This is a genomic window from Micromonospora sp. NPDC004336, assembly GCF_053602615.1.
The window spans coordinates 24,526-44,272 of record NZ_JBSGDY010000013.1 but is presented as its reverse complement, the minus strand read 5'-3'; the positions used below and the strand labels follow the sequence as shown (position 1 = coordinate 44,272).

The 19,747-nt window shown below is 75.8% G+C and carries 19 protein-coding genes; 5 read left to right on the top strand and 14 right to left on the bottom strand.

What is annotated here, in order from left to right; translation table 11 throughout:
• Positions 1-92 precede the first annotated feature (92 nt).
• Positions 93-1,829, top strand: a complete 1,737-nt coding sequence (locus tag ACWENR_RS05330; protein ID WP_452275813.1) for a glycoside hydrolase family 3 protein — start codon at positions 93-95, stop codon at positions 1,827-1,829.
• 5 nt (positions 1,830-1,834) lie between these two features.
• Here the strand turns inward: ACWENR_RS05330 and ACWENR_RS05325 are convergent, their stop codons facing one another.
• Both ACWENR_RS05325 and ACWENR_RS05320 read right to left on the bottom strand, forming a co-directional pair.
• Positions 1,835-2,476, bottom strand: a complete 642-nt coding sequence (locus ACWENR_RS05325; protein WP_452275812.1) for a lipoprotein — start codon at positions 2,474-2,476, stop codon at positions 1,835-1,837.
• Between the two features lie 74 nt (positions 2,477-2,550).
• The gene (locus tag ACWENR_RS05320; protein WP_452275811.1) at positions 2,551-3,456 is read right to left on the bottom strand and encodes a helix-turn-helix domain-containing protein; all 906 of its coding nucleotides are present in this window, start codon (positions 3,454-3,456) and stop codon (positions 2,551-2,553) included.
• An 88-nt stretch (positions 3,457-3,544) separates the two neighbouring features.
• On the opposite strand from ACWENR_RS05320, the gene ACWENR_RS05315 reads away from it, so the two are divergent.
• Positions 3,545-3,763: a hypothetical protein gene (locus tag ACWENR_RS05315; protein ID WP_393001792.1), complete on the top strand. Its 219-nt coding sequence runs from the start codon at positions 3,545-3,547 to the stop codon at positions 3,761-3,763.
• A 53-nt stretch (positions 3,764-3,816) separates the two neighbouring features.
• Here ACWENR_RS05315 and ACWENR_RS05310 read toward each other — a convergent pair whose 3' ends face one another.
• From ACWENR_RS05310 to ACWENR_RS05275, 8 genes are all read right to left on the bottom strand, one after another.
• The gene (locus ACWENR_RS05310) at positions 3,817-5,202 is read right to left on the bottom strand and encodes an acyl-CoA carboxylase subunit beta (RefSeq protein ID WP_452275837.1); all 1,386 of its coding nucleotides are present in this window, start codon (positions 5,200-5,202) and stop codon (positions 3,817-3,819) included.
• Between the two features lie 61 nt (positions 5,203-5,263).
• Positions 5,264-6,490, bottom strand: coding sequence for a beta-ketoacyl-ACP synthase II (fabF, locus tag ACWENR_RS05305; protein WP_452275810.1), 1,227 nt, complete (start codon positions 6,488-6,490; stop codon positions 5,264-5,266).
• A gap of 2 nt (positions 6,491-6,492) precedes the next feature.
• A complete protein-coding gene (locus ACWENR_RS05300) occupies positions 6,493-6,732 on the bottom strand; it encodes an acyl carrier protein (RefSeq protein ID WP_007072348.1) in 240 nt (79 codons plus the stop codon).
• 83 nt (positions 6,733-6,815) lie between these two features.
• On the bottom strand, positions 6,816-7,760 hold the full coding sequence (locus tag ACWENR_RS05295; RefSeq protein WP_452275809.1) for a beta-ketoacyl-ACP synthase III: 945 nt from the start codon (positions 7,758-7,760) through the stop codon (positions 6,816-6,818).
• Positions 7,757-8,926 (bottom strand): acyltransferase domain-containing protein, encoded by a 1,170-nt coding sequence (locus ACWENR_RS05290; protein WP_452275808.1) that lies wholly within the window; start codon positions 8,924-8,926, stop codon positions 7,757-7,759. Before ACWENR_RS05290 ends, ACWENR_RS05295 begins: the two co-directional genes overlap by 4 nt.
• A gap of 78 nt (positions 8,927-9,004) precedes the next feature.
• Positions 9,005-10,261 carry a PucR family transcriptional regulator gene (locus tag ACWENR_RS05285; RefSeq protein WP_452275807.1) on the bottom strand — a complete coding sequence of 419 codons (1,257 nt, stop codon included), beginning with the start codon at positions 10,259-10,261 and terminating at the stop codon, positions 9,005-9,007.
• A gap of 130 nt (positions 10,262-10,391) precedes the next feature.
• Positions 10,392-11,060 (bottom strand): response regulator, encoded by a 669-nt coding sequence (locus ACWENR_RS05280; RefSeq protein ID WP_452275806.1) that lies wholly within the window; start codon positions 11,058-11,060, stop codon positions 10,392-10,394.
• A 16-nt stretch (positions 11,061-11,076) separates the two neighbouring features.
• Positions 11,077-12,267, bottom strand: coding sequence for a sensor histidine kinase (locus tag ACWENR_RS05275; RefSeq protein ID WP_452275805.1), 1,191 nt, complete (start codon positions 12,265-12,267; stop codon positions 11,077-11,079).
• A 385-nt stretch (positions 12,268-12,652) separates the two neighbouring features.
• On the opposite strand from ACWENR_RS05275, the gene ACWENR_RS05270 reads away from it, so the two are divergent.
• Together ACWENR_RS05270 and ACWENR_RS05265 are read left to right on the top strand one after the other, a co-directional pair.
• Positions 12,653-12,994, top strand: a complete 342-nt coding sequence (locus ACWENR_RS05270) for a hypothetical protein (RefSeq protein WP_452275804.1) — start codon at positions 12,653-12,655, stop codon at positions 12,992-12,994.
• A 36-nt stretch (positions 12,995-13,030) separates the two neighbouring features.
• On the top strand, positions 13,031-13,957 hold the full coding sequence (locus ACWENR_RS05265; protein ID WP_452275803.1) for an NADP-dependent oxidoreductase: 927 nt from the start codon (positions 13,031-13,033) through the stop codon (positions 13,955-13,957).
• Positions 13,958-14,033: 76 nt separating this feature from the next.
• On the opposite strand, the gene ACWENR_RS05260 is transcribed toward ACWENR_RS05265, so the two are convergent.
• A complete protein-coding gene (locus ACWENR_RS05260; protein WP_452275802.1) occupies positions 14,034-14,681 on the bottom strand; it encodes a hypothetical protein in 648 nt (215 codons plus the stop codon).
• 246 nt (positions 14,682-14,927) lie between these two features.
• Between ACWENR_RS05260 and ACWENR_RS05255 the strand changes: the two genes are divergently transcribed.
• Entirely contained in the window at positions 14,928-15,527 is a 600-nt protein-coding gene (locus ACWENR_RS05255) for a copper resistance CopC family protein (protein ID WP_452275801.1), read from the top strand.
• Between the two features lie 69 nt (positions 15,528-15,596).
• On the opposite strand, the gene gltX is transcribed toward ACWENR_RS05255, so the two are convergent.
• Genes gltX through ACWENR_RS05240 form a run of 3 tightly spaced genes read right to left on the bottom strand, consistent with a single transcriptional unit; the run spans position 15,597 to position 19,662 of the window.
• The gene (gene gltX, locus ACWENR_RS05250; protein ID WP_452275800.1) at positions 15,597-17,006 is read right to left on the bottom strand and encodes a glutamate--tRNA ligase; all 1,410 of its coding nucleotides are present in this window, start codon (positions 17,004-17,006) and stop codon (positions 15,597-15,599) included.
• Positions 17,007-17,056: 50 nt separating this feature from the next.
• Positions 17,057-18,334, bottom strand: coding sequence for an MFS transporter (locus ACWENR_RS05245; protein ID WP_452275799.1), 1,278 nt, complete (start codon positions 18,332-18,334; stop codon positions 17,057-17,059).
• On the bottom strand, positions 18,331-19,662 hold the full coding sequence (locus ACWENR_RS05240) for a GH1 family beta-glucosidase (RefSeq protein ID WP_452275798.1): 1,332 nt from the start codon (positions 19,660-19,662) through the stop codon (positions 18,331-18,333). Before ACWENR_RS05240 ends, ACWENR_RS05245 begins: the two co-directional genes overlap by 4 nt.
• Positions 19,663-19,747: the final 85 nt, after the last annotated feature.

The window sequence follows — 19,747 nt, the reverse complement described above, 5'->3', positions numbered from 1 at the left end:
CCCGGGCCGGGCGCCCCCGACGCCCGGGTCGGACGCTCCCGCCCCGGCACGGGCAGAGGTCAAGTTGCCCCGATAAGGGGTGAACTGGTGGGATGGGCCCCGTGTCGACTACCCCGCGACGTGCCGGCGTCGCGCTCGCCGTCCTGACCGCGCTGCTCGTCTCCGGCTGCTCCGGGCCGGCCGAGCGCCGCCCCGACCCCGCGCCGACGAGTCCCGCCGCGCCGGCCGGCGCGACGCCGGGCGCGAGCGCCCCCGCCGCCGAGCCGGCCGCGCGGGCCGCCGCCCTGGTCGGCACGCTCGCCGACGAGGACCTGGTCGGTCAGGTGCTGATGCCCTACGCCTACGGCGACGCGGCCACCCGCGTCTCGGCCGGCTCGAAGGCCGGCAACCAGGCACTGGGCGGGGTGGACACCCCCGCCGAGATGATCGCGAAGTACCGGCTCGGCGGGCTGATCCTGGTCGGCTTCAGCGCCGACGACCCCACCAAGGGCAACCAGGAGACGACGAACGTCGACAACCCGAAGCAGGTCCGCGAGCTCACCACCGGCCTGCGGGAGGCCGCCGGCCGGCTGCCCGCCGGCCAGGCGCCGTTCCTGATCGGCACCGACCAGGAGTACGGCGTGGTCACCCGGATCACCGACGGGGTGACGCTGCTGCCCAGCGCCCTCGCCGCCGGCGCGGCCGGGAAGCCCGAGCTCACCGAGGCCGCGTGGCGGGCGGCCGGCGCCGAACTCGCCGCCATGGGCGTCAACCTCGACTTCGCCCCGGTCGCCGACGTGCTCGCCACCCGCAGCACCGTGATCGGCTCCCGGTCGTACGGCGCCGACCCGAAGGCGACGGCCGCGCAGGTGGCCGGCGCGGTCCGCGGGTTGCAGGCGGCGGGCGTCGCCGCCACCGTCAAGCACTTCCCCGGCCACGGGCACAGCGCCGCCGACTCGCACAAGGACCTGCCGGTGCTCGACCAGCCCCGCAAGACGCTGGAGACCGGCGCCTGGCCGCCCTTCTCGGCCGGCATCGACGCCGGCGCGATGGCCGTCATGTCCGCCCACCTCGACGCGCGGGCGGTGGACCCGGGCACCGCGGCGACCTTCTCGCAGAAGCTGCTCACCGACGTGCTGCGCGGTCAGCTCGGCTTCCAGGGCGTGGTGATCACCGACGGGATGAACATGCCGCCGGCGAAGCGCTGGTCGCCGGGGGAGGCGGCGGTGCGCGCCCTGAAGGCCGGCAACGACCTGATCCTGATGCCGCCGCACGTCGGCCAGGCGTACGACGGGCTGCTCGCCGCGCTCCGCGACGGCTCGCTGCCCCGGGCCCGCCTCGTCGACGCCGCGACCCGGGTGCTGACGATGAAGTTCAAGCTCGCCGACCGGCCCGCGCCCGAGCTGTCCACGCTGGGCGACCCGGCGCACCGCAAGGCGGCGGAGGACCTGGCCGCGGCGGCCGTGACCGTGCTCCGGGGCAGCTGCGGCGGCGCGGTCCGGGGCCCGGTGACCGTCACGTCCTCCGGCGGGCGGGACCACACCCGGGCGGCGCTGACCGAGGCGCTCACCGCGGCCGGGGTGAGGGTGGTGCCCAGCGGCGGAACGGTGGTGCACCTGGTCGGGTACGGCGACGGGGCCGGGGACCTGCGCGCCGACGCCGCCGTCACCGTCGCGATGGACACCCCGTACGTGCTGGCGAAGGCGAAGTCGCCGACCCTGCTGGCGACGTACTCCTCCAGCCGGGCGTCGATGACCGCCCTCGCCGGGGTGCTGGCCGGCAAGGCGCGGCCGGGCGGCCGGTCCCCGGTGCCGGTGCCCGGCCTGCCCGCCACGACCTGCGCCGACTGACCGGATCAGTCGCGGTTGATCCGGGCCGACTGCTTCGCCAACTGGTACGCCGGCAGCAGGTCCGCCGGATCCGAGGTGTCGAGGCTCAGCACGACCGGGCCGTAGAGCGAGGAGAGCGCGACGGCCCGGTCGGTGTCGCCGTCCACCGTGTAGGTCGCCTCCACGGCGTCCACGGTGCCGGCGCGCAGCCGTCGGTACTGCGCGCCCGACGCCTTCGGCGCGTACGCCCCGACGAAGTGCTTCAGGTGCTCCTCGGCGCCGCCGGCGACCCCGTCGACGCGCCACACGCGGATGAATCCGAGGTCGCCGGTGGGTCGGGCGTTGAGCTCGCACAGCAGGGTGGCCTTGCCGACGGTGGGCTCGCCGAACTCGGTCGAGCCCCGCACCGCCTCCACCTTCCACCTCTCCGGCAGGGAGAAGGTGACCGGCAGCGCGCAGGGGGACCCCTTCTTCCCGACGGTGGTGCCGGCGGGCGCCGCCGCCACCTCGTCGTGCCAGGGCGGCCCCGGGGTCACCGGCGAGGCGGTGGGGCTCGGCGCGGCCGACGGCGAGCCGCCGGCCGTGGGGGTCTCCCGCTCCGGGTCGGCGCAGCCGCCAGCCAGCGTGAGGGTCAGCGCCGCGAGCACGGCGCGGGTACGTCGTCGCATGTGTCCATTTCCCGTTGACGATGAACAGCCGGCCCATCAAAGCGGGGCGGCCGGCCGACGTCAACCCGGTTGACCTAGGCGGCCGCGCGCAGGGCGGCGACCAGCCACTCCACCGCCGGCACGGCGGGCGGGAACGGTGGCCGCCGGTTGAGTACGCCGATGAGCTGCCAGTACCGCTCCACCCGTCGGTCGGTGAACGCCTCGATGTCGTCCGCGAGGGCCAGCCGTTCGCGGCGGGACAGCGCCGGATCGACCATCCCGTCGAGCACGGCCCGCGCCCGCGCCGAGTCCGGCGCGATGCCGGCGTCGAGCGCGGCGCGCGCCGACTCGATCGAGGACATCGGCTGCGGGGGCGGGGTGGCGGCGCCCTCGGCGCCGGCGACCGCCATCGCGCGGACCCGCCGGCGGAAGGCCGGATCGGCGACCAGTTCGGCCAGCTCGACCCAGGCGTCCACCTCCTCGTCGGTGGGCTCGTCCGGCAGGTCGGCCGGGAGCGTCCGCATCGCCCGGGCCAGCCCCTCGCCCTCGGGGCCGGGCTCGACGCCGGCGAACACCTCGGCGACGAAGTCGTCGATGATCTGCTGCCGCTCCCGGGCGGAGAGGCGGGCCAGGTCGTTCATCAGTCTCAACTCCTCGGTCGTGCTGCCACGTCGGGCGACCGACCGCAGCACCGCCCGGCGCAGGCGCAGCGTCCGGATCTCCGCGTCCAGGGCGCTGGCGTGCGCCTGCGCCACCTCCCGGACGCTCGTCCGCCGGTGCAGGACGCGGCGGACGTCGTCCAGGCCGATGCCCAGCTCCCGCAGGCTGCGTACGAGGTCCAGCCGGGCCACGGCCGCCGCGTCGTAGAGCCGGTAGCCGCCGGCGGACCGGGCGGTGGGCGGCAGCAGGTCGAGGTCGGACCAGAAGCGGATGGTCCGGACCGACAGGCCGGTCCGGCGGGCGAGCTGCCCGATGGTGAACAGTTCGGTGCGGTCGTCCACGCCGAGAGCCTCCCGTCTCCAGCCGCTGGAGAGTCAACCCGCAAAACCGGCTGGCGTCCGCCCGCCGCGCCTGGCACCCTCTGCGGGCATGGGGACGGCAGAGGGCTTCGCGTACGTCGAGCGGTCGGACGGCACCGTGGTGATCACCCATCGGGGGCGGGCGGCGGGCACGCTGCGCGGCGGCCGGGCGGCGGAGTTCCTCGCCGAGGTCGACGACGACCCGCAGCTCGTGATGGCGCGGTGGACCGGCAACTACCGCCGGGGCAACGAGCGGGCCGCCCGCCAGCACCCGCGCAACCGGGGCTGAGCGACGCGAGGGGCCCGCGCCGGCGAGCGCGGGCCCCTCGACGGTACGTGCGGCTACAGCGGGATGTTGCCGTGCGCGCCCCGGGCCGCCGGTGCGGCGGCGAGCGCCTCGGCGATCCGGCGACGGGTCTCCGCCGGCGTGATCACGTCGTCCACCACGCCGATCTCCAGGGCGCGGTTGACGCCGCCCGCGACGCGGGTCTGCTCCTCGATCAACTGGGCGCGCAGCGCCTCCCGCTCCTCGGGCGGTGCGGCGGCGAGCTTCCTGCGGTGCAGGATGTTGACCGCCGCGCTGGCGCCCATCACCGCGACCTCCGCGTTCGGCCAGGCGAACACGGCGGTGGCGCCGAGCGAGCGCGAGTTCATGGCGATGTACGCCCCGCCGTAGGCCTTGCGGGTCACCAGGGTCACCCGCGGCACCACCGCCTCGGCGAAGGCGTGCAGCAGCTTCGCGCCGCGGCGTACCACGCCGTCCCACTCCTGGCCGAGGCCGGGGAGGTAGCCGGGCACGTCGACCAGCACGATCAGCGGCACGCCGAGGGAGTCGCACATCCGCACGAACCGGGCCGCCTTCTCGGCGCTGGAGGCGTCCAGGCAGCCGCCCAGGCGCAGCGGGTTGTTGGCGATCACCCCGACCGTACGGCCGGCGAAGCGGCCCAGCGTGGTCACCACGTTCGGCGCCCACTTGGCGTGCAGCTCCACCCCGGGGGCGTCCAGCAGCGCCTTGACCACCGGCCTGACGTCGTAGGCCCGGTTGGGCTCGGCGGGCATCTTCGCGGCCGGGTCGTGCCCGCCGTCGCCGTCGGTCACGTCGTCCGGCGAGAGCCTGCCCTGCCGGCCCAGCAGCGCGGCGAGCCGGCGGGACTCGGCCAGGGCCGACTCGTCGTCGGGGCAGGTCACGTGGACCACGCCGGAGCGGCGGCCGTGCGGCTCCGGCCCGCCCAGCCGCTCCATGTCCACCTGCTCGCCGGTGACGCTGCGCACCACCTCCGGGCCGGTGACGAAGATCCGGCCCGCCCCGCTCATCACCACGACGTCGGTCAGCGCCGGCCCGTACGCCGCGCCGCCGGCCGCCGGGCCCAGGACCACCGAGATCTGCGGCACCCGCCCCGACGCGCGCACCATCGCGGCGAACACCTGGCCCACCGCGTCGAGGGCCACCACACCCTCGGCCAGCCGGGCGCCGCCGGAGTGCCACAGGCCCAGCACCGGCACCCGCTCGCGCACGGCGGTGTCGATCGCGTCGACGACGTGCCGGCACCCCTCGGTGCCCATCGCCCCGCCCATCCTGGTGGCGTCGGTGGCGTACGCGATCGCCGGCGTGCCGTCGATCTCGCCCCGCGCCCACAGGACGCCGGACGTGTCCCGCGGCGCCATCAACCGCAACGAACCGGTGTCGAACAGGGCCCGCAGCCGCGACTCCGGATCCCGGTGGTCCACGGCGGGTGGTGTGTCCACGCCAACGGTGGTGGTGGTCACGTGAGCCTCCAAGGCTGTGGTCTCAGGCCCGCGTGAAGACGAGAGCCACGTTGTGCCCGCCGAAGCCGAACGAGTTGTTCAGCGCGGCGGGGATCTCCATGTGGCGCGCCTTGTTGGCGGCCACGTCCAGGGTCAGTTCGTCGTCCGGCTCGTCGAGGTTGATCGTCGGGGGCACGACGCCGTCGCGGATCGCCAGGATGGTGGCGATCGACTCCAGCGCGCCCGCGGCGCCCAGCAGGTGGCCGGACATCGACTTGGTGGAGGTCAGCACCGGGTGGTCGCCGAGCGCCTCGTGCAGCGCCTTGATCTCCGCGACGTCACCGACCGGGGTCGACGTGGCGTGCGCGTTGACGTGCGTGATGTCGGTCCGGGCGACGTCCGCGTCGGCGATCGCCTTGGCGATGGCCCGGATCGCGCCCGCCCCCTCCGGGTGCGGCTGCACGATGTCGTAGCCGTCGCTGGTGATGCCGGCGCCGGCCAGCCGGGCGTAGACCCGGGCGCCCCGCGCGGCGGCGTGCTCGGCGCGCTCCAGCACCAGCACGCCCGCGCCCTCGCCGAGCACGAAGCCGTCGCGGCCCCGGTCCCACGGCCGGGAGGCCCGCTCCGGGTCGTCGTTGCGGGTCGACATCGCCCGCATCGAGCTGAAGCCGGCGATCGGCAGCGGGTGGATGACCGCCTCGGTGCCGCCGGCCACCACCACGTCGGCGCGGCCCGCCCGGATCATGTCCAGGCCGAGCGCGATCGCCTCGGCGCCGGTCGCGCAGGCGCTGGCCACCGAGTGCACCCCCGCCCGCGCGCCGAGCTCCAGGCCCACCCAGGCGGCGGGGCCGTTCGGCATCAGCATCGGGATGGTGTGCGGCGAGACCCGCCGCGGCCCGGACGCCTCCAGGATGTCGTCCTGGGCGAGCAGGGTCAGGGCGCCGCCGATGCCCGAGCCGACGCTGACGCCCAGCCGGTCCGGGTCCGGCCCGGAGTCGGCCAGGCCGGCGTCCGCCCAGGCCTGCCGCGCCGCGATGATGGCGATCGCCTCGGAACGGTCCAGCCGGCGCAGCTTGACCCTGTCGAGCAGGCCGGCCGGATCGACCGCGAGCTGGGCGGCGATCCGGACCGGCAACTGCTCCGCCCACTCCTGGGTGAGGGCGCTCACCCCGGAGCGGCCGGCGACCATGGCCTCCCAGGTCGACGCGACGTCCCCGCCCAGTGGGGTGGTCGCGCCGAGCCCGGTGACGACGACGTCGATGCGACTCATGATCAGGACTGCGCCTCGATGTAGCTGACGGCGTCCCCGACGGTCTTCAGGTTCTGCACCTCGTTGTCCGGGATCTTGACGCCGAACTTCTCCTCGGCCGCCACCACGACCTCCACCATGGAGAGCGAGTCGACGTCCAGGTCGTCGGTGAAGGACTTCCCCTCGGCCACGTCGTCCGGGTTCACCCCGGCAACCTCTTCGAGGATCTCGGCGAGGCCGGCGGTGATCTCGTCACGGGTCATTGCGGTTGGGTTCCTCTCATCGGTTTCACTCGACGGCCGACGACGCCGGCCGTCACTCCCCGGCGCCGCGCGCCGGAGGGGCTTCAGGGGCAGCGGACGACCTGACCGGCGTACGTCAGGCCGCCGCCGAAGCCGAAGAGCAGCACGGGGGCGCCGGAGGGCACCTCCCGCCGCTCGACCAGCTTGGACAGGGCCAGCGGCACGCTCGCCGCCGAGGTGTTGCCGGACTCGACGATGTCCTTCGCGATGATCGCGTCCGGGATGCCGAGCCGCTTGACGATGCCGTCGATGATCCGGGTGTTGGCCTGGTGCGGCACGAAGGCGGCCAGCTCCGACGGGTCCACCCCGGCGCGCTCGCACGCCTGCCGGGCCAGCGGCGCCAGCTCGGTGGTGGCCCAGCGGAAGACCGACTGCCCCTCCTGCTGGATGTACGGCTGCCAGCCCTCGATGCGTACCGCGTCGCTCTTCTCCGGGGCCGAGCCCCAGACCACCGGGCCGATGCCGGCGGGCTCGCCCTCGGCGGTGGCCGTCACCACGGCGGCGCCCGCGCCGTCGGCGAAGATGATGCAGGTGGAGCGGTCCGTCCAGTCGACGATGTCGGAGAGCTTCTCCGCGCCGATCACCAGGGCGTTGCGCGAGGCGCCGGCCCGGACGGCGTGGTCCACGGTGCCCAACGCGTAGGCGAAGCCGGAGCAGGCCGTGTTGATGTCGTACGCCCCGGGCGCGGTGATGCCGAGCTTGGCCGCGACCCGGCAGGCGACGTTGGGGCTGCGGTCCGCGGAGCTGCAGGTGGCGACCACGACCAGGTCGATGTCGGCGGCGGTGAGGCCGGAGTTGGCCAGCGCCTTGCCGGCGGCGGCGGCGGCCATGTCGGCGACCGACTCGCCGTCGGCGATCCGCCGGGTGACGATGCCGACCCGGTCGCGGATCCACTCGTCGCTGGTCTCCACCAGCTGGGCGATCTCGTCGTTGGTCACCACCCGGGAGGGCTGGTAGTGCCCCAGGGCGAGGATGCGGCTGCCGGTCATGCGTGACCTCCGATGCGGACGAGCGGTTGGCCCGGCGCGACCGGGTCGTCGTGGTGGGCGAGCCATTCGGTGAGCACCCCGCTGCCGTGCGCGGTCACCTCGACCGGGCCCTGCCGGGTGGCGACGTGCCCGACGACCTGCCCGACGTCGAGGGTGTCGCCCTCGGCGAGGCCGGGCGCCGGCTCGAAGGTGCCGGCCGACGGGGCCACCACCACGCGGAACTGCATCGTCGGCTCGTGGCTCGGCGCCATCCCGTGGCGGGCGATCAGGTCCCGCGCGGCGGGCAGGTCGTCCGGGGTGTTGAGGGTGACGATCTCCGGGAGGCCGCTCCCCTTGAGCTCCCGCTTGACCAGGCCGGCCAGGGTGCCCGCCGGGGGCAGCTCGATCACGCCGGTCACCCCCAGGTCGGCCAGCGTGCGCATGCACAGGTCCCAGCGCACCGGCGCGGTCACCTGCCGGACCAGGCGCCGCAGCATGTCCCGCCCGTGGCCGACAGCGGCCCCGTCGAGGTTGGACAGCAGGATGCGGGTCGGGTCGGCGGGGGTGATCCCGGCGGCGACGGCGGCGAGCGCCGCCTCGGCGGGGGCCATGTACGGGGTGTGGAAGGCGCCGGCCACCTTGAGGCGGATCACCCGGGCCTTCGCGGGCGGCTCGGCGGCGAGCTTCTCCAGCCCGGCCACCGCGCCGGCGGCGACGAACTGGCCGGCGCCGTTGCGGTTGGCCGGGTGCAGTCCGTGCGCGGCGATCGTGGCGAGCACCTCGTCGGGGTCGCCGCCCAGCACGGCGGCCATCCCGGTCGGCTCCAGCGCGCAGGCGGCGGCCATCTCCCGGCCGCGTACGCCGGCGAGGGTGATCGCCGCCTCCGCCGGGAGCACCCCGGCGAGCGCGGCGGCGCCCAGCTCGCCGACGCTGTGGCCGGCGGTGAGCGTGACGTCGTGCATGGGCAGGTGCTCGGCGGCGAGCAGCGCCGCCGCGACCAGCAGCGGCTGGGTGCGGGCGGTGTCCTTGATCTCGTCGGCGTCGGCCGCGGTGCCGAGGTGCACCAGGTCGACCCCGGCCAGCGCCGACCACCAGCGCAGGCGCGCCTCGGCGCCGGTCAGGTCGAGCCAGGGAGTCAGGAAGCCGGGTTTCTGGGAACCCTGGCCGGGAGAGAGTACGGCGAGCACGCCTATGACTCTCCCGGATACGCGCGGGTAGCGCTGTGCGGCGCCCGACCAAACCGCACTAGAACCTTTGTAGGGTTCCTACAAAGATCGGTGGTGATCGTCACCTGACTGTGATGTTTTCCGGGCGGCTGGGGGCATTGTCTGGGTTGGGACCACCGGGACCACCGGGTCGAGCCGGCCGACGGTGAGCGCGACCTGGAGCGCGAACGCGTCCCGCGCGGCGAGCGGCGAGAGGCCGGTCACGTCCGCGACCCGCCGCAGCCGATAGCGCACCGTGTTCGGGTGCACGAAGAGGGCGCGCGCGGCGCTCTCCAGCGTGCCGCCGGCGGCGAAGAACGCGTCCAGGGTCTCCAGCAGCTCCCCGCCGGCCCGCACCAGCGCGGTGTAGACGTCGTGCCGCAGCCGCCGGCGCGCCTCCGCGTCACCGGCCAGCGCCCGCTCGGGCAACAGGTCGCCCGCCGGCACCGGCCGGGGCGCGGTCGGCCAGGCGGGCGCGGCGCGGAAGCCGGCGAGCGCCGCCCGCGCCGACTCGGTCGCCTCGTCCAGGCTCGGCACGGCCGGGCCCACCACCACCGGCCCCTCCCCGAACGCGCCGAGCAGCTTGCCGGTGGCCGCGACGGGGTCGGCGGCGCCCCCGAGCACGATGACCAGCCGGTCGCCGTGCACCCCGCCGATCACCTCCGTGCCGATCCGCCGGGCCTGCCGGTGCACGGTGTGCAGCACGGCGGAGACCTCGCCGCCGGGGGAGCGGCCGACCGCCACCGCCACCGGCGGGGCGTCCGCCCAGCCGAGCGCCGCCGCCCGGCTGGCCAGCACGTCCGGCGAGTCGCCCCGCAGCAGGGCGTCCACCAGCAGCGCCTGCAACCGGGCGTCCCACGAGCCGCGGGACTCGGCGGCGCGGGCGTACACCCGGGCGGCGGCGAAGGCGATCTCCCGGGAGAACCGCAGCACCGCCTCGCGCAGCTGCTGCTCCTCGCCGGGCGCGGCCAGGTGCGAGACCTGCTCCTCGACGACGTCGATCATCACCTTGATCAGCGCCACCGTCTGCTGGAGGCTGATCGAGCGGGCCAGCGCCTGCGGCGCGGTGGCGAAGACCTCGTCGGAGACCTCCTGGGTGCTGTCGGCCGTGCCGCCGCCGTCGCGCAGCCACTGCACCAGCGACCGGGCGCCGGCCTGGGCCACCAGCATCACCCACGAGCGGTGGTCGGCCGGCAGGTCGCGGAACCAGGGCAGGGCCTCGTCCATCCGGGCCACGCTGGCGGTGGCCAGCGCCCCCGCCGCCCGCTCGATCCGGCGCAGCGTGGCCGACAGCTCCGTACCGCCCGGTTCGCTCACCGTCCCAGCCTGACACGTCCCGACCTGCTGCTTCCCGTCGGGCGGGCACCCGCCGGCCGGGCCGTCGCCCGTCGCCGCCGGGGCGGGGCGGGCCGCCGGTCAGGCCGGTCCGTCGGGGCGTCGCCGCCGGTCAGGCCGGCGGGGGAGCGGGCAGGCCCAGCTCCTGGGCCAGGATGGCGGCCTGCACCCGGCTGCGCAGATCCAGCTTGGCGAGGATCCGGCTGACGTGCGTCTTGGTGGTGCTCTCCGCCAGCGCCAGCCGGTCGGCGACCTGCTGGTTGGACAGCCCGAGCCCGAGACAGGCCAGCACGTCCCGCTCCCGCGGGGTCAGCGCGTCCACCGCCGCCCGGGTCGCGCCGGAGGCGGCCGGCGCGGTCGCCGCGAACGCGGTGATCAGGCGGCGGGTCACCGCCGGGGCGATGAACCCCTCGCCCCGGGCGACCGTCCGCACCGCCGCCACCAGCCCCTCGGCGTCGGTGTCCTTGAGCACGAAGCCGGCCGCGCCGGCGCGCAGCGCCCCGAAGACGTACTCGTCGAGGTCGAAGGTGGTGAGCACCAGCACGTCGGCGAGCCGGTCGGCGACGATCTCCCGGGTCGCCGAGATGCCGTCCAGCCGGGGCATCCGCACGTCCACGACCGCCACGTCGGGACGCAGCTCGCGGCAGAGCCGCACGGCCGCCACGCCGTCCTCGGCCTCGCCCACCACGGCCACGCCGGGGGCGCCGGCCAGGATCAGCGCCAGCCCCGCCCGCACCGCCGGCTGGTCGTCGGCGAGCAGCACCCGGATCACCTCGGTCATGCCCCGCCCCGTCCCCTCACGCCGCCGCCCCCGTCGGCAGCTCCACCCGTACCCGCCAGCGGCCCCGCGCCGGCCCGGCCGAGAACCGGCCGTCGAGCAGCACCGCCCGTTCCCGCATTCCGATCAGGCCGGCGCCCGCGCCGGTCGGCGCGCCACCGCCGGCACCTACCGGATTGTCCACGTCCACCACCACCCCCGCCGGCTCGTACGCGACCAGCAGGTCGGCCTCGCCGGCGCCGTGCTTGAGGGCGTTGGTCAGCGACTCCTGCACGATCCGGTACGCGGCCAGGTCCACCCCGACCGGCAGGGGCCGGGGCTCGCCGCGCCGGGTCACCCGGACCGCCAGCCCGGCGGCGCGGGCCCGGTCGACCAGCCCGTCCACCTCGCTCAGTCGTGCCCGGGTCGACTCGTCCGTCGCGTCCACGGCCCGCCCGGGCTCCGCCGGTTCCCGGAGCAGGCCGATCATCTGCCGCATCTCCGCCAGCCCCTGCACGCTGTTCTCCCGGATCACCCGCAGCGCCGACCGGACCTGGGTCGGGTCGAGGCCCGGCACGGAGAGCGCGGCCGTGGCGTGGATCGCCACCGCGCTCAGGTGGTTGGCGATCACGTCGTGCAGCTCCCGGGCCATCCGGGCCCGTTCCGCGCTCACCGCCTGCCGCCGGTCCAGCTCCACCAGCCGGGCCGTCTGCTCGGCCCGGGCCCGCTCCGCCGCCGCCTGGTCCCGGTACTGCCGCACGCTGATCCCGGTGAGCACCGGCAGCACCCCGGCCAGCACCGCCGGCATCCCGAAGCCGACGCCCCGCCAGTCGCCGACGAGCAGCACCCCCACCGCCGTACCGAGCACGCTCAGCCCGGCCGTCACCCGCAGCAGCCACCGCCAGGTCCGCGCCGAACCGAACACGCACGCGTCGTAGAGCACCTGCGTGTAGACCAGGACCGTGGCCAGCGAGCCGCCCATCGCGAGGTCGGCGACCACCGCCACCGTGCCGAGCGCCAGGCTGGTCCGGGTGGCCACCCGGCGCAGGCCCACCGCCGCGCAGGTCACCGCCAGCGGCAGCAGGAACAGCGGCTCGGGCGTCCCCGGCTGCCAGGACAGCTGCGGCTGCGTGCCCAGGCCGTACATGACCGCGCCGCCGGCCAGGGACGCGGCGGCGAGCAGCAGGTCCCGGCCGGCCGTGCCGGACCCGAGCCACGTCGGCGCTCGCATGGCCCCGATCCCATCACATCCGCCGGCGGGCGGGCTCCGACCCGGGGACGACCCCGCGCCGCCCCACCCCCGCCGAAAGATGTACGCCGGCCCGCCGCGCCCGCCCCAGGCCCTCCGCGCCCGCCCCCGGCCCGCCGCGCGACCTGGGCGGGGCGGTGAGGTCCCGGCGGAGGGGGACGGGGATGTTCGGCGGCGCGGACGAACCGGATCGGCCGCTCACCCTCGCGTTCGGCACCCGGTCGGTCGCCCTCCGCTCCGAGCGACGATCTTCAGCGCGGGGCACCGCGCTGAGCCGGGTCCGGCTGCACGGCCCGTCGGTGCCGGCCAGTACGGTGTCAGGGCGCGTCGGGCGACCCCGGCGGGCGGGCGAACGTGAGGAGACCGGATGGCGCACGGGGAGGCCGAGCACGGCTGCGCCCAGGGTGAGCCCTGCCGGACGGGCCACCAGGAGCAGCAGGCGGCCGCCAAGCACCACCGTCGACTGCCCGGCGGGTTCCCGGCGCACCCGCCGGAGGCCCCCGGCCGCGTGCCGGAGCGCGCCGACGAGGACGCCCCGGTGCCCCGGCAGCGCGCCGCCGAGGCGGCCCTGCCCGGCGAGCCCGAGCCGGCCGTGGCGCGCGGCTGCCGCAGCGACCTGCCCGGCTGGGCGGGCGCGCACCGGCACGGCCCGGTCCGCCCCCGGCAGCGCGCCGTGCGCCGGGAGCGACCGCCACGCCGCTGGTGCTGACCACGGGGAGCCCGCCCGGCCGCTAGCGTGGTCCGGGTGAAGGCGATCGCGATCGACGCGTACGGCCCGGCCGACCTGCTGACCCTGCGGGAGCTTCCCGCCCCGCCCGTCGGCCCGGACACGGTGCTCGTGCGGGTCCGGGCGGCCGGGGTCAACCCGGTCGACTGGAAGGTGCGCGAGGGGCACCTGTCCGGTGCGATCCCAGGGCACTTCCCGCTCGTCCCCGGCTGGGACGCGGCCGGGGTGGTGGCGGCGGTCGGGCCGGCGGTGACCGGGTTCGTCGTCGGCGACGAGGTCGTCGGGTACGTCCGGCGCGATCACATCCAGCACGGCACGTACGCCGAACTCGTGCCGGCGCCCGAGCGGGCCCTGGCGGGCAAGCCGGTCCGGGCGTCCTGGGCGGAGGCGGCCGGCCTGCCGCTGGCCGGGCTGACGGCCTACCAGGCGCTCCAGTTGGCCCGTACGGGCGCCGGCGACACGGTGCTGGTGCACGGCGCGTCCGGCGGGGTGGGCCACCTGGCCGTCCAGATCGCCCGCGCGCTCGGCGCCGACCGGGTGATCGGCACGGCCGGCCCCGACAACCACGACTTCGTCCGCTCGCTGGGCGCCGAGCCGGTCGCGTACGGCGAGGGCCTGGCCGACCGGATCCGCGCGCTCGCGCCGGACGGGGTGGACGTGGCGCTCGACCTGTTCGGCGGCGAGGCGCTCGACGTCTCGGCCGGGCTGCTCGCCCGGCCCGCCCGGCTGATCTCCACAGCCGACCCGGAGCACGTCGCGCGGCTGGGCGGCAGCTACGTCTTCGTCAAGCCGTCGACCGCGGACCTGAGCGTGCTCAGCGGCCTGGTCGACGCCGGCCGGCTGACCGTCCACGTGGCACGGACGTTCCCGCTGGCGCAGGCCGCCGACGCGCAGCGCCTGGTGGAGGCGGGGCACGTCCGGGGCAAGGTCGTCCTGGAGGTCTGACCGGCCGGCCCGGCCCGCCGCCCGGCCCAGGGTCGCGGGCGCGGGCGCGGCGCGCGCGGCGGGCGGTGTCGGCGCGTCAGCGGGTGCGGCGGCGGACCAGCAGGGCGATTCCGGCGAGGCCGGACGTGATGACCAGCACCACCGCCCCGTTGAGCAGCAGCAGCCGTTGCAGCTCGCCGAGGGCCTCGTCGATGTCCCTCGCCGGGTTGAGCGCGTCCTCCGGGATGACCCGCTCGCCCCCGCCGACGCCGCCGCTGACCGTGTCGACCTGCCGCTCCAGCGGCACCCCGGCGGTGCGCAGCGTCTCCGACATGCTGAGCCGGCCGAGGAACCACCCCGCGGTGGTCTTGCGGGAATCCGGCTGCTTGGCCGGCCGGTAGACCCGCGGCCCGCCGACCGCCTTCGGGTAGAGGTCGTACGTCTGCTTCGGCACGTCCCCGGCGTAGACCACGACCGTGTACTTCGGACCGAGGTCGGCCGCCTTCGGGCCGCTGGCCTGCCCGGTGCGGCCCAGGAAGTTGACCTGGTCGATGATCGCCACCACGTGGGTCGGCTGGGTGTCGGCGCCCAGCCGCAGGGGCTCGGCGAGACCCTCGCCGGTGATCTCCACCCCGGCCGGCGGCGTCGGCGCCGCCTGCACCGCCGTGGCGAGGCCGAGCGACAGCACAGTCGCCGCGAGCCCACCTACCAGCCCCGCGACCAGTCGCCGCATCGTCCGGACCATCGCCGCCTCCTCGCCCCGTTCGATGGATGGCTTGCTGCAGGTCACGCGTTGACTGGCCGACGGAGTGACCGAACCCGCACGCGACGGGTGCCACTCTCAAGACTCCGCAGAACGTCGATCCGTTGCAGCTCGTGGAACAGTAATTGGAACTATCTGCGATCCCGACCCGACTAATGAGCGGCAGCCGTTGATCAGCGGGCGGATCGTACCTTTACGGAGGGGTTCATGGGGGGCAGGGTCCCACGCGTGGCGCGTACCTGGCCAGTGGTGGTCGGCGTGGCGCTCGGTGTGTCGTTGCTGCCGGCCACGCCGGCGGCCGCGCACAACTCGCTGACCGGCAGCGATCCGCGCAACGGCGCCCGGGTGGCGCAGGCGCCGACCCGGATCGAGCTCCGCTTCCTGGCGAAGCCGGATCCGGGCACGACGAAGATCACAGTCACCGGGCCGGACGACGTGGTCGCCCTCGGCGGCGCGCCGACCTTCGCCGGCTCCCGGGTGAGCGTCCCGTTCAAGCCGGGCCCGGCGGGGCTGTACGTCGTCGGCTACCGGCTGGCGTCCAGCGACGGGCACCCGGTCTCCGGCGAGGTGCGCTTCACCCTCACCACCGGCACCCCCGCCGACCCCTCGGCGTCGGCCAGCGCCCCGGCCGCGGTCGTACCGTCGGGGTCGCCGTCGGTGGGAGCGACGGCCGCGCCGAGCGCGAGCCCCAGCGACTCCGCGGTGCCGGCGGCCGGGGAGCGCGCGGCGTCGGGCGGCCGGGGCTGGCTCTGGGCGCTCGGCGGCGGCGCGCTGCTCGCCGCCCTCACCGCCGGTCTCCTGCTGCGCCGTCGCTCCGCCCGCGGCTGACCCGGCAGCCGTCGGTCCCCCTGCCCCGCCGCGTGCGTGCGCCGTGGCGGGGCAGGGGGCCGGGCGGGGTCAGACCAGGCGCACCCGGGCGGCGCGCAGCCGGCTGAGGGTGCGCTCGCGGCCGAGCACCTCCAGCGACTCGAACAGCGGCAGCCCGACGGTGCGGCCGGTGACCGCGACGCGCACCGGCGCCTGGGCCTTGCCGAGCTTCAGGCCGCGCTCGGCGCCCACCGCCTCCAGCGTCGACTTCAGCGTCTCCGCGTCCCACGACTCCAGCGCCTCGAATGCGGCAGTGGCGGCGTCCAGCAGCTCCGCCGAGCCCTCCTTCATCGCCTTGGCCCAGGCGGCCTCGTCGATCAGCGGCGAGGCGAGGAAGAGGAAGTCGACGTTCGGCACGATCTCGCTGAGCAGCGCGATCCGGGTCTGCGCCAGCGGGGCCACGGCCGCGAAGGCGTCCGCGTCGAACTCCTCCGGCTGCCACGGCGGCGGGGCGATGGTGCCGGTGCCCGTCAGCCACGGCCGGCAGGCCTCGACGAACTCCTCCACCGGCAGGGCCCGGATGTACTCCCCGTTGAACGCGCGCAGCTTCTTCTCGTCGAAGAACGCCGGCGAGGGGTTGACCTCCGCCAGCCGGAACTCCTCCTCGATCACCGACCAGGGCACGATCTCGCGGTCGCCGGAGGGGGCCCAGCCGAGCAGCATCAGGTAGTTGCGCATCGCGTCGGCCAGGTAGCCCTCGTCCCGGAACGCCTCCAGGGCCACCTTGTCGCGGCGCTTGGAGAGCTTCTGCCGCTTCTCGTTGACCACCACCGGCACGTGCGCCCAGATCGGCGGCTTGACGCCGAGGGCGTCCCAGAGGAGCTGCTGCTTGGGGGTGTTGGGCAGGTGCTCCTCGGCGCGGATCACGTGGGTGATCCCCATGGTCATGTCGTCGACCACGTTGGCCAGCAGGAAGACCGGCGAGCCGTCGCCCCGGGCGATGACGAAGTCCTCGATCAGCTTGTTCTCGAACGTCGGCTCGCCGCGGATCAGGTCGACCACCACGGTCTCGCCCTCGTCGGGCGTGCGGAAGCGCAGGGCGCGACCCTCGCCGGCCGGCAGGCCCCGGTCCCGGCAGAAGCCGTCGTAGCCCTGGTACTGCGAGCCGGTGCGGGCCTGCACGGCCTCCCGGGTGCAGTCGCAGTAGTAGGCGCGGCCGGACGCGTGCAGCCGCGCGGCGGCGGCCCGGTGCTCGCCGGCGTACTCCGACTGGAAGTACGGGCCCTCGTAGCTGCCGCGCTCGATGCCGATCCAGTCGAGCGCCGAGAGGATGCCCTCGGTCCACTCCGGCTTGTTGCGGGCCGCGTCGGTGTCCTCGATGCGGAGCACGAACACTCCGCCCTGCTGCTTGGCGTAGATCCAGTTCTGCAGCGCCGAGCGGGCACCGCCGACGTGGAACATCCCGGTCGGGGAGGGGGCGAAGCGCACACGTACCGTCACGTCCCCCAGCCTACGGCGGCGCGCGACCGGATTCGGCCAGGGGTGGGACCTCACGGCACGGAGCGGATCTTCAGCACCAGGACGCTGCCGAGCACGGTGACCGCCGCGGTGGCCGCGTAGAGCGCGGGATAGCCGCCGAGGTGCACCACGAGCGGGGCGGAGATCGCCGGGCCGAGCACCTGCGGGGCCGAGTTGGCGATGTTGATCACGCCGAGGTCCTTGGCCCGGTCGGCGGCGGCCGGCAGCACCTGGGTGATCAGCGCGGCGTCCACCGACAGGTAGACGCCGTAGCCGGCGCCGAGCAGCAGCGCGGCGGCCACGGCCACCGGCCAGACCGGCGCGACGGCGAGCAGCAGCGCGGCGACCGTCATGATCCCGCCGGCGGTGATCACGAAGACCTTCCGCCGGCCGGTGCGGTCCGACAGTCGCCCGGCGACCACCGTGGTGGCCGCCAGGCCGGCCGTGTAGAGCAGGATCAGCACCAGCAGGCCCCCCTCGGGGTCGGCGTGGCGCACCTCGTCGGTCAGGAAGTAGAGCAGGTAGAGCGTGCCGAGCGCGTTGCCGAGCTGCACCAGGAACCGGGTGATCCAGGCCCAGCCGAAGTCGGGGTGGCGGCGGGGCGAGACCCACATCGAGGCGAGCAGCGCGCGGGGGCGCAGCGCCGGCCGGTGCGCCCGGGGCAGCGGGTCGTCGGCGGTGAGCGCCACGAACGGCAGCGCCAGCAGCAGCACCACGGCCGCCACGGCCAGGTAGCCGGCGGTGGTGCCGCTGACCAGGGCGGTGACCAGCAGCACCCCGAGCACCAGCCCCAGCGCCTGGGGGATGCCCACCCAGCCGGAGACGCCGCCGCGCTGGGCGACCGGCACCCGGTCCGGCACGGCGGCGGCCAGGCTGGCCAGCATCGCGTTGAAGCAGACCTGCGCGGCGACCCAGCCGAGCGCGACCCCGGCGACGGTGCGCTGCTGGGCCAGCAGCGCCAGCGCCGCCGCGCCGAGCACCGCCCCGCCGGCGGTCCAGAGGTGCCGGCGGCCGAACTCGCGCCCGGCCAGCCGCACGCAGGTGCGGTCCGACAGGGCCCCGGCGAGGGGGTTGGCGAGCACCGCGGCGAGCGCGCCCAGGCCGGTGACCACGGCGAGCGCGGCCTCCTTGTCGGCCGGCGCGATCCGTTCCAGCTGCTGCGGCAGCAGCACCTGGATCGGCGTGAAGAACGCCATCCAGACCCCGAGGTTCGCGGCGGAGAGCAGCGCGACCCAGCCCCGCCGGACCGGCGCGGTCGGCTCGGCGAGCGCCGCCGGCAGCGACGCGGGCGTCGGGTCGACGGTGGTCACGGCCGGGAGATCAGGTCACGGAACCAGGCGTACGAGGACTTGGGCGTACGGGCCTGCGTGGCGAAGTCGACGTGCACCAGGCCGAAGCGCTTGGTGAACCCCTCCGCCCACTCCCAGTTGTCAAGCAGCGACCAGACGAAGTAGCCGGTGACGTCCACGCCGTCGGCGATGGCGGCCCGCACGGCGCGCAGGTGCCCGTCGAGGTACGCGATCCGCTCCGGGTCGTGCACCCGGCCGTCGGCGTCGGGGGCGTCGTCGTACGCGCAGCCGCTCTCGGTGACCTGGATCGGCGGCAGGTCGTCGGCGTACGTGCGGCGCAGCCAGCCGAGCAGTTCGCGCAGCCCGTCCGGGGCGACCGGCCAGTCGAAGGCGGTGCGCGGGTAGCCGTCCAGCGGCACGAACTCGAACGGCAGCGGCGAGCCCTCGGCCGGGGCGCGTACGCCGGTCGGGTTGTAGTAGTTGACCCCCAGCACGTCGATCGGGGCGGCGATCACGTCGAGGTCGCCGGGGCGCACCACGGCGGTGTCGAAGCCCAGCTCGGCGGGGTAGCCCCGGCCGAGCAGCGGGTCCGTGAAGAGGCGGTTGTGCAGCGCCTCGTACGCCGCGGCGGCGGCCCGGTCGGCGTCGGTGTCCCCGGCCGGCCGCACCGGTGAGTAGTTGTTGGCGATGGCGACGGGGCTGGCGGTGCGCGCCCGCAGCGCCGCGACGGCCAGACCGTGGGCGAGGAGCTGGTGGTGGGCGACGGGGAACGCGTCGAAGAGCAGCGTGCGGCCGGGGGCGTGTTCGCCCGTGCCGTGGCCGAGGCTCATGTGGATGAACGGCTCGTTGAGGGTGATCCAGAGCTTCACCCGGTCGCCGAGCCGGGCGGCGGTGGCGTCGGCGTACTCGGCGAAGCGGTGGGCGGTGTCCCGGGCCAGCCAGCCGCCGGCGTCCTCCAGCGGCTGGGGCAGGTCCCAGTGGAACAGCGTGGCGACGGGGTCGACGCCGTGGGCGAGCAGGTCGTCGACGAGCCGGTCGTAGAAGTCGAGCCCGGCGGCGTTGACCGGGCCGTCGCCGGTGGGCCGCACCCGGGGCCAGGCGATCGAGAAGCGGTACGCCGAGACGCCGAGCCCGGCCAGCAGCGCGACGTCCTCGGCGTGCCGGTGGTAGTGGTCGCAGGCCACGTCGCCGGTGCTGCCGTCGGCGATCCGGCCGAGGGAGTGGGCGAAGGTGTCCCAGATGGACGGGCCCCGACCGTCGGCGTCGGCGCCGCCCTCGATCTGGTAGGCGGAGGTGGACACTCCCCAGCGGAATCCGGCGGGGAACTCGGGCATCGCTGCGGTCGACATGCGCCCTCCCGGCGTACGCGAATCGTGCTCGCGACTCTAGAGCGCCGTCGATCGATGCGCCATAGGCCGTACGAGGCGGCGGCGC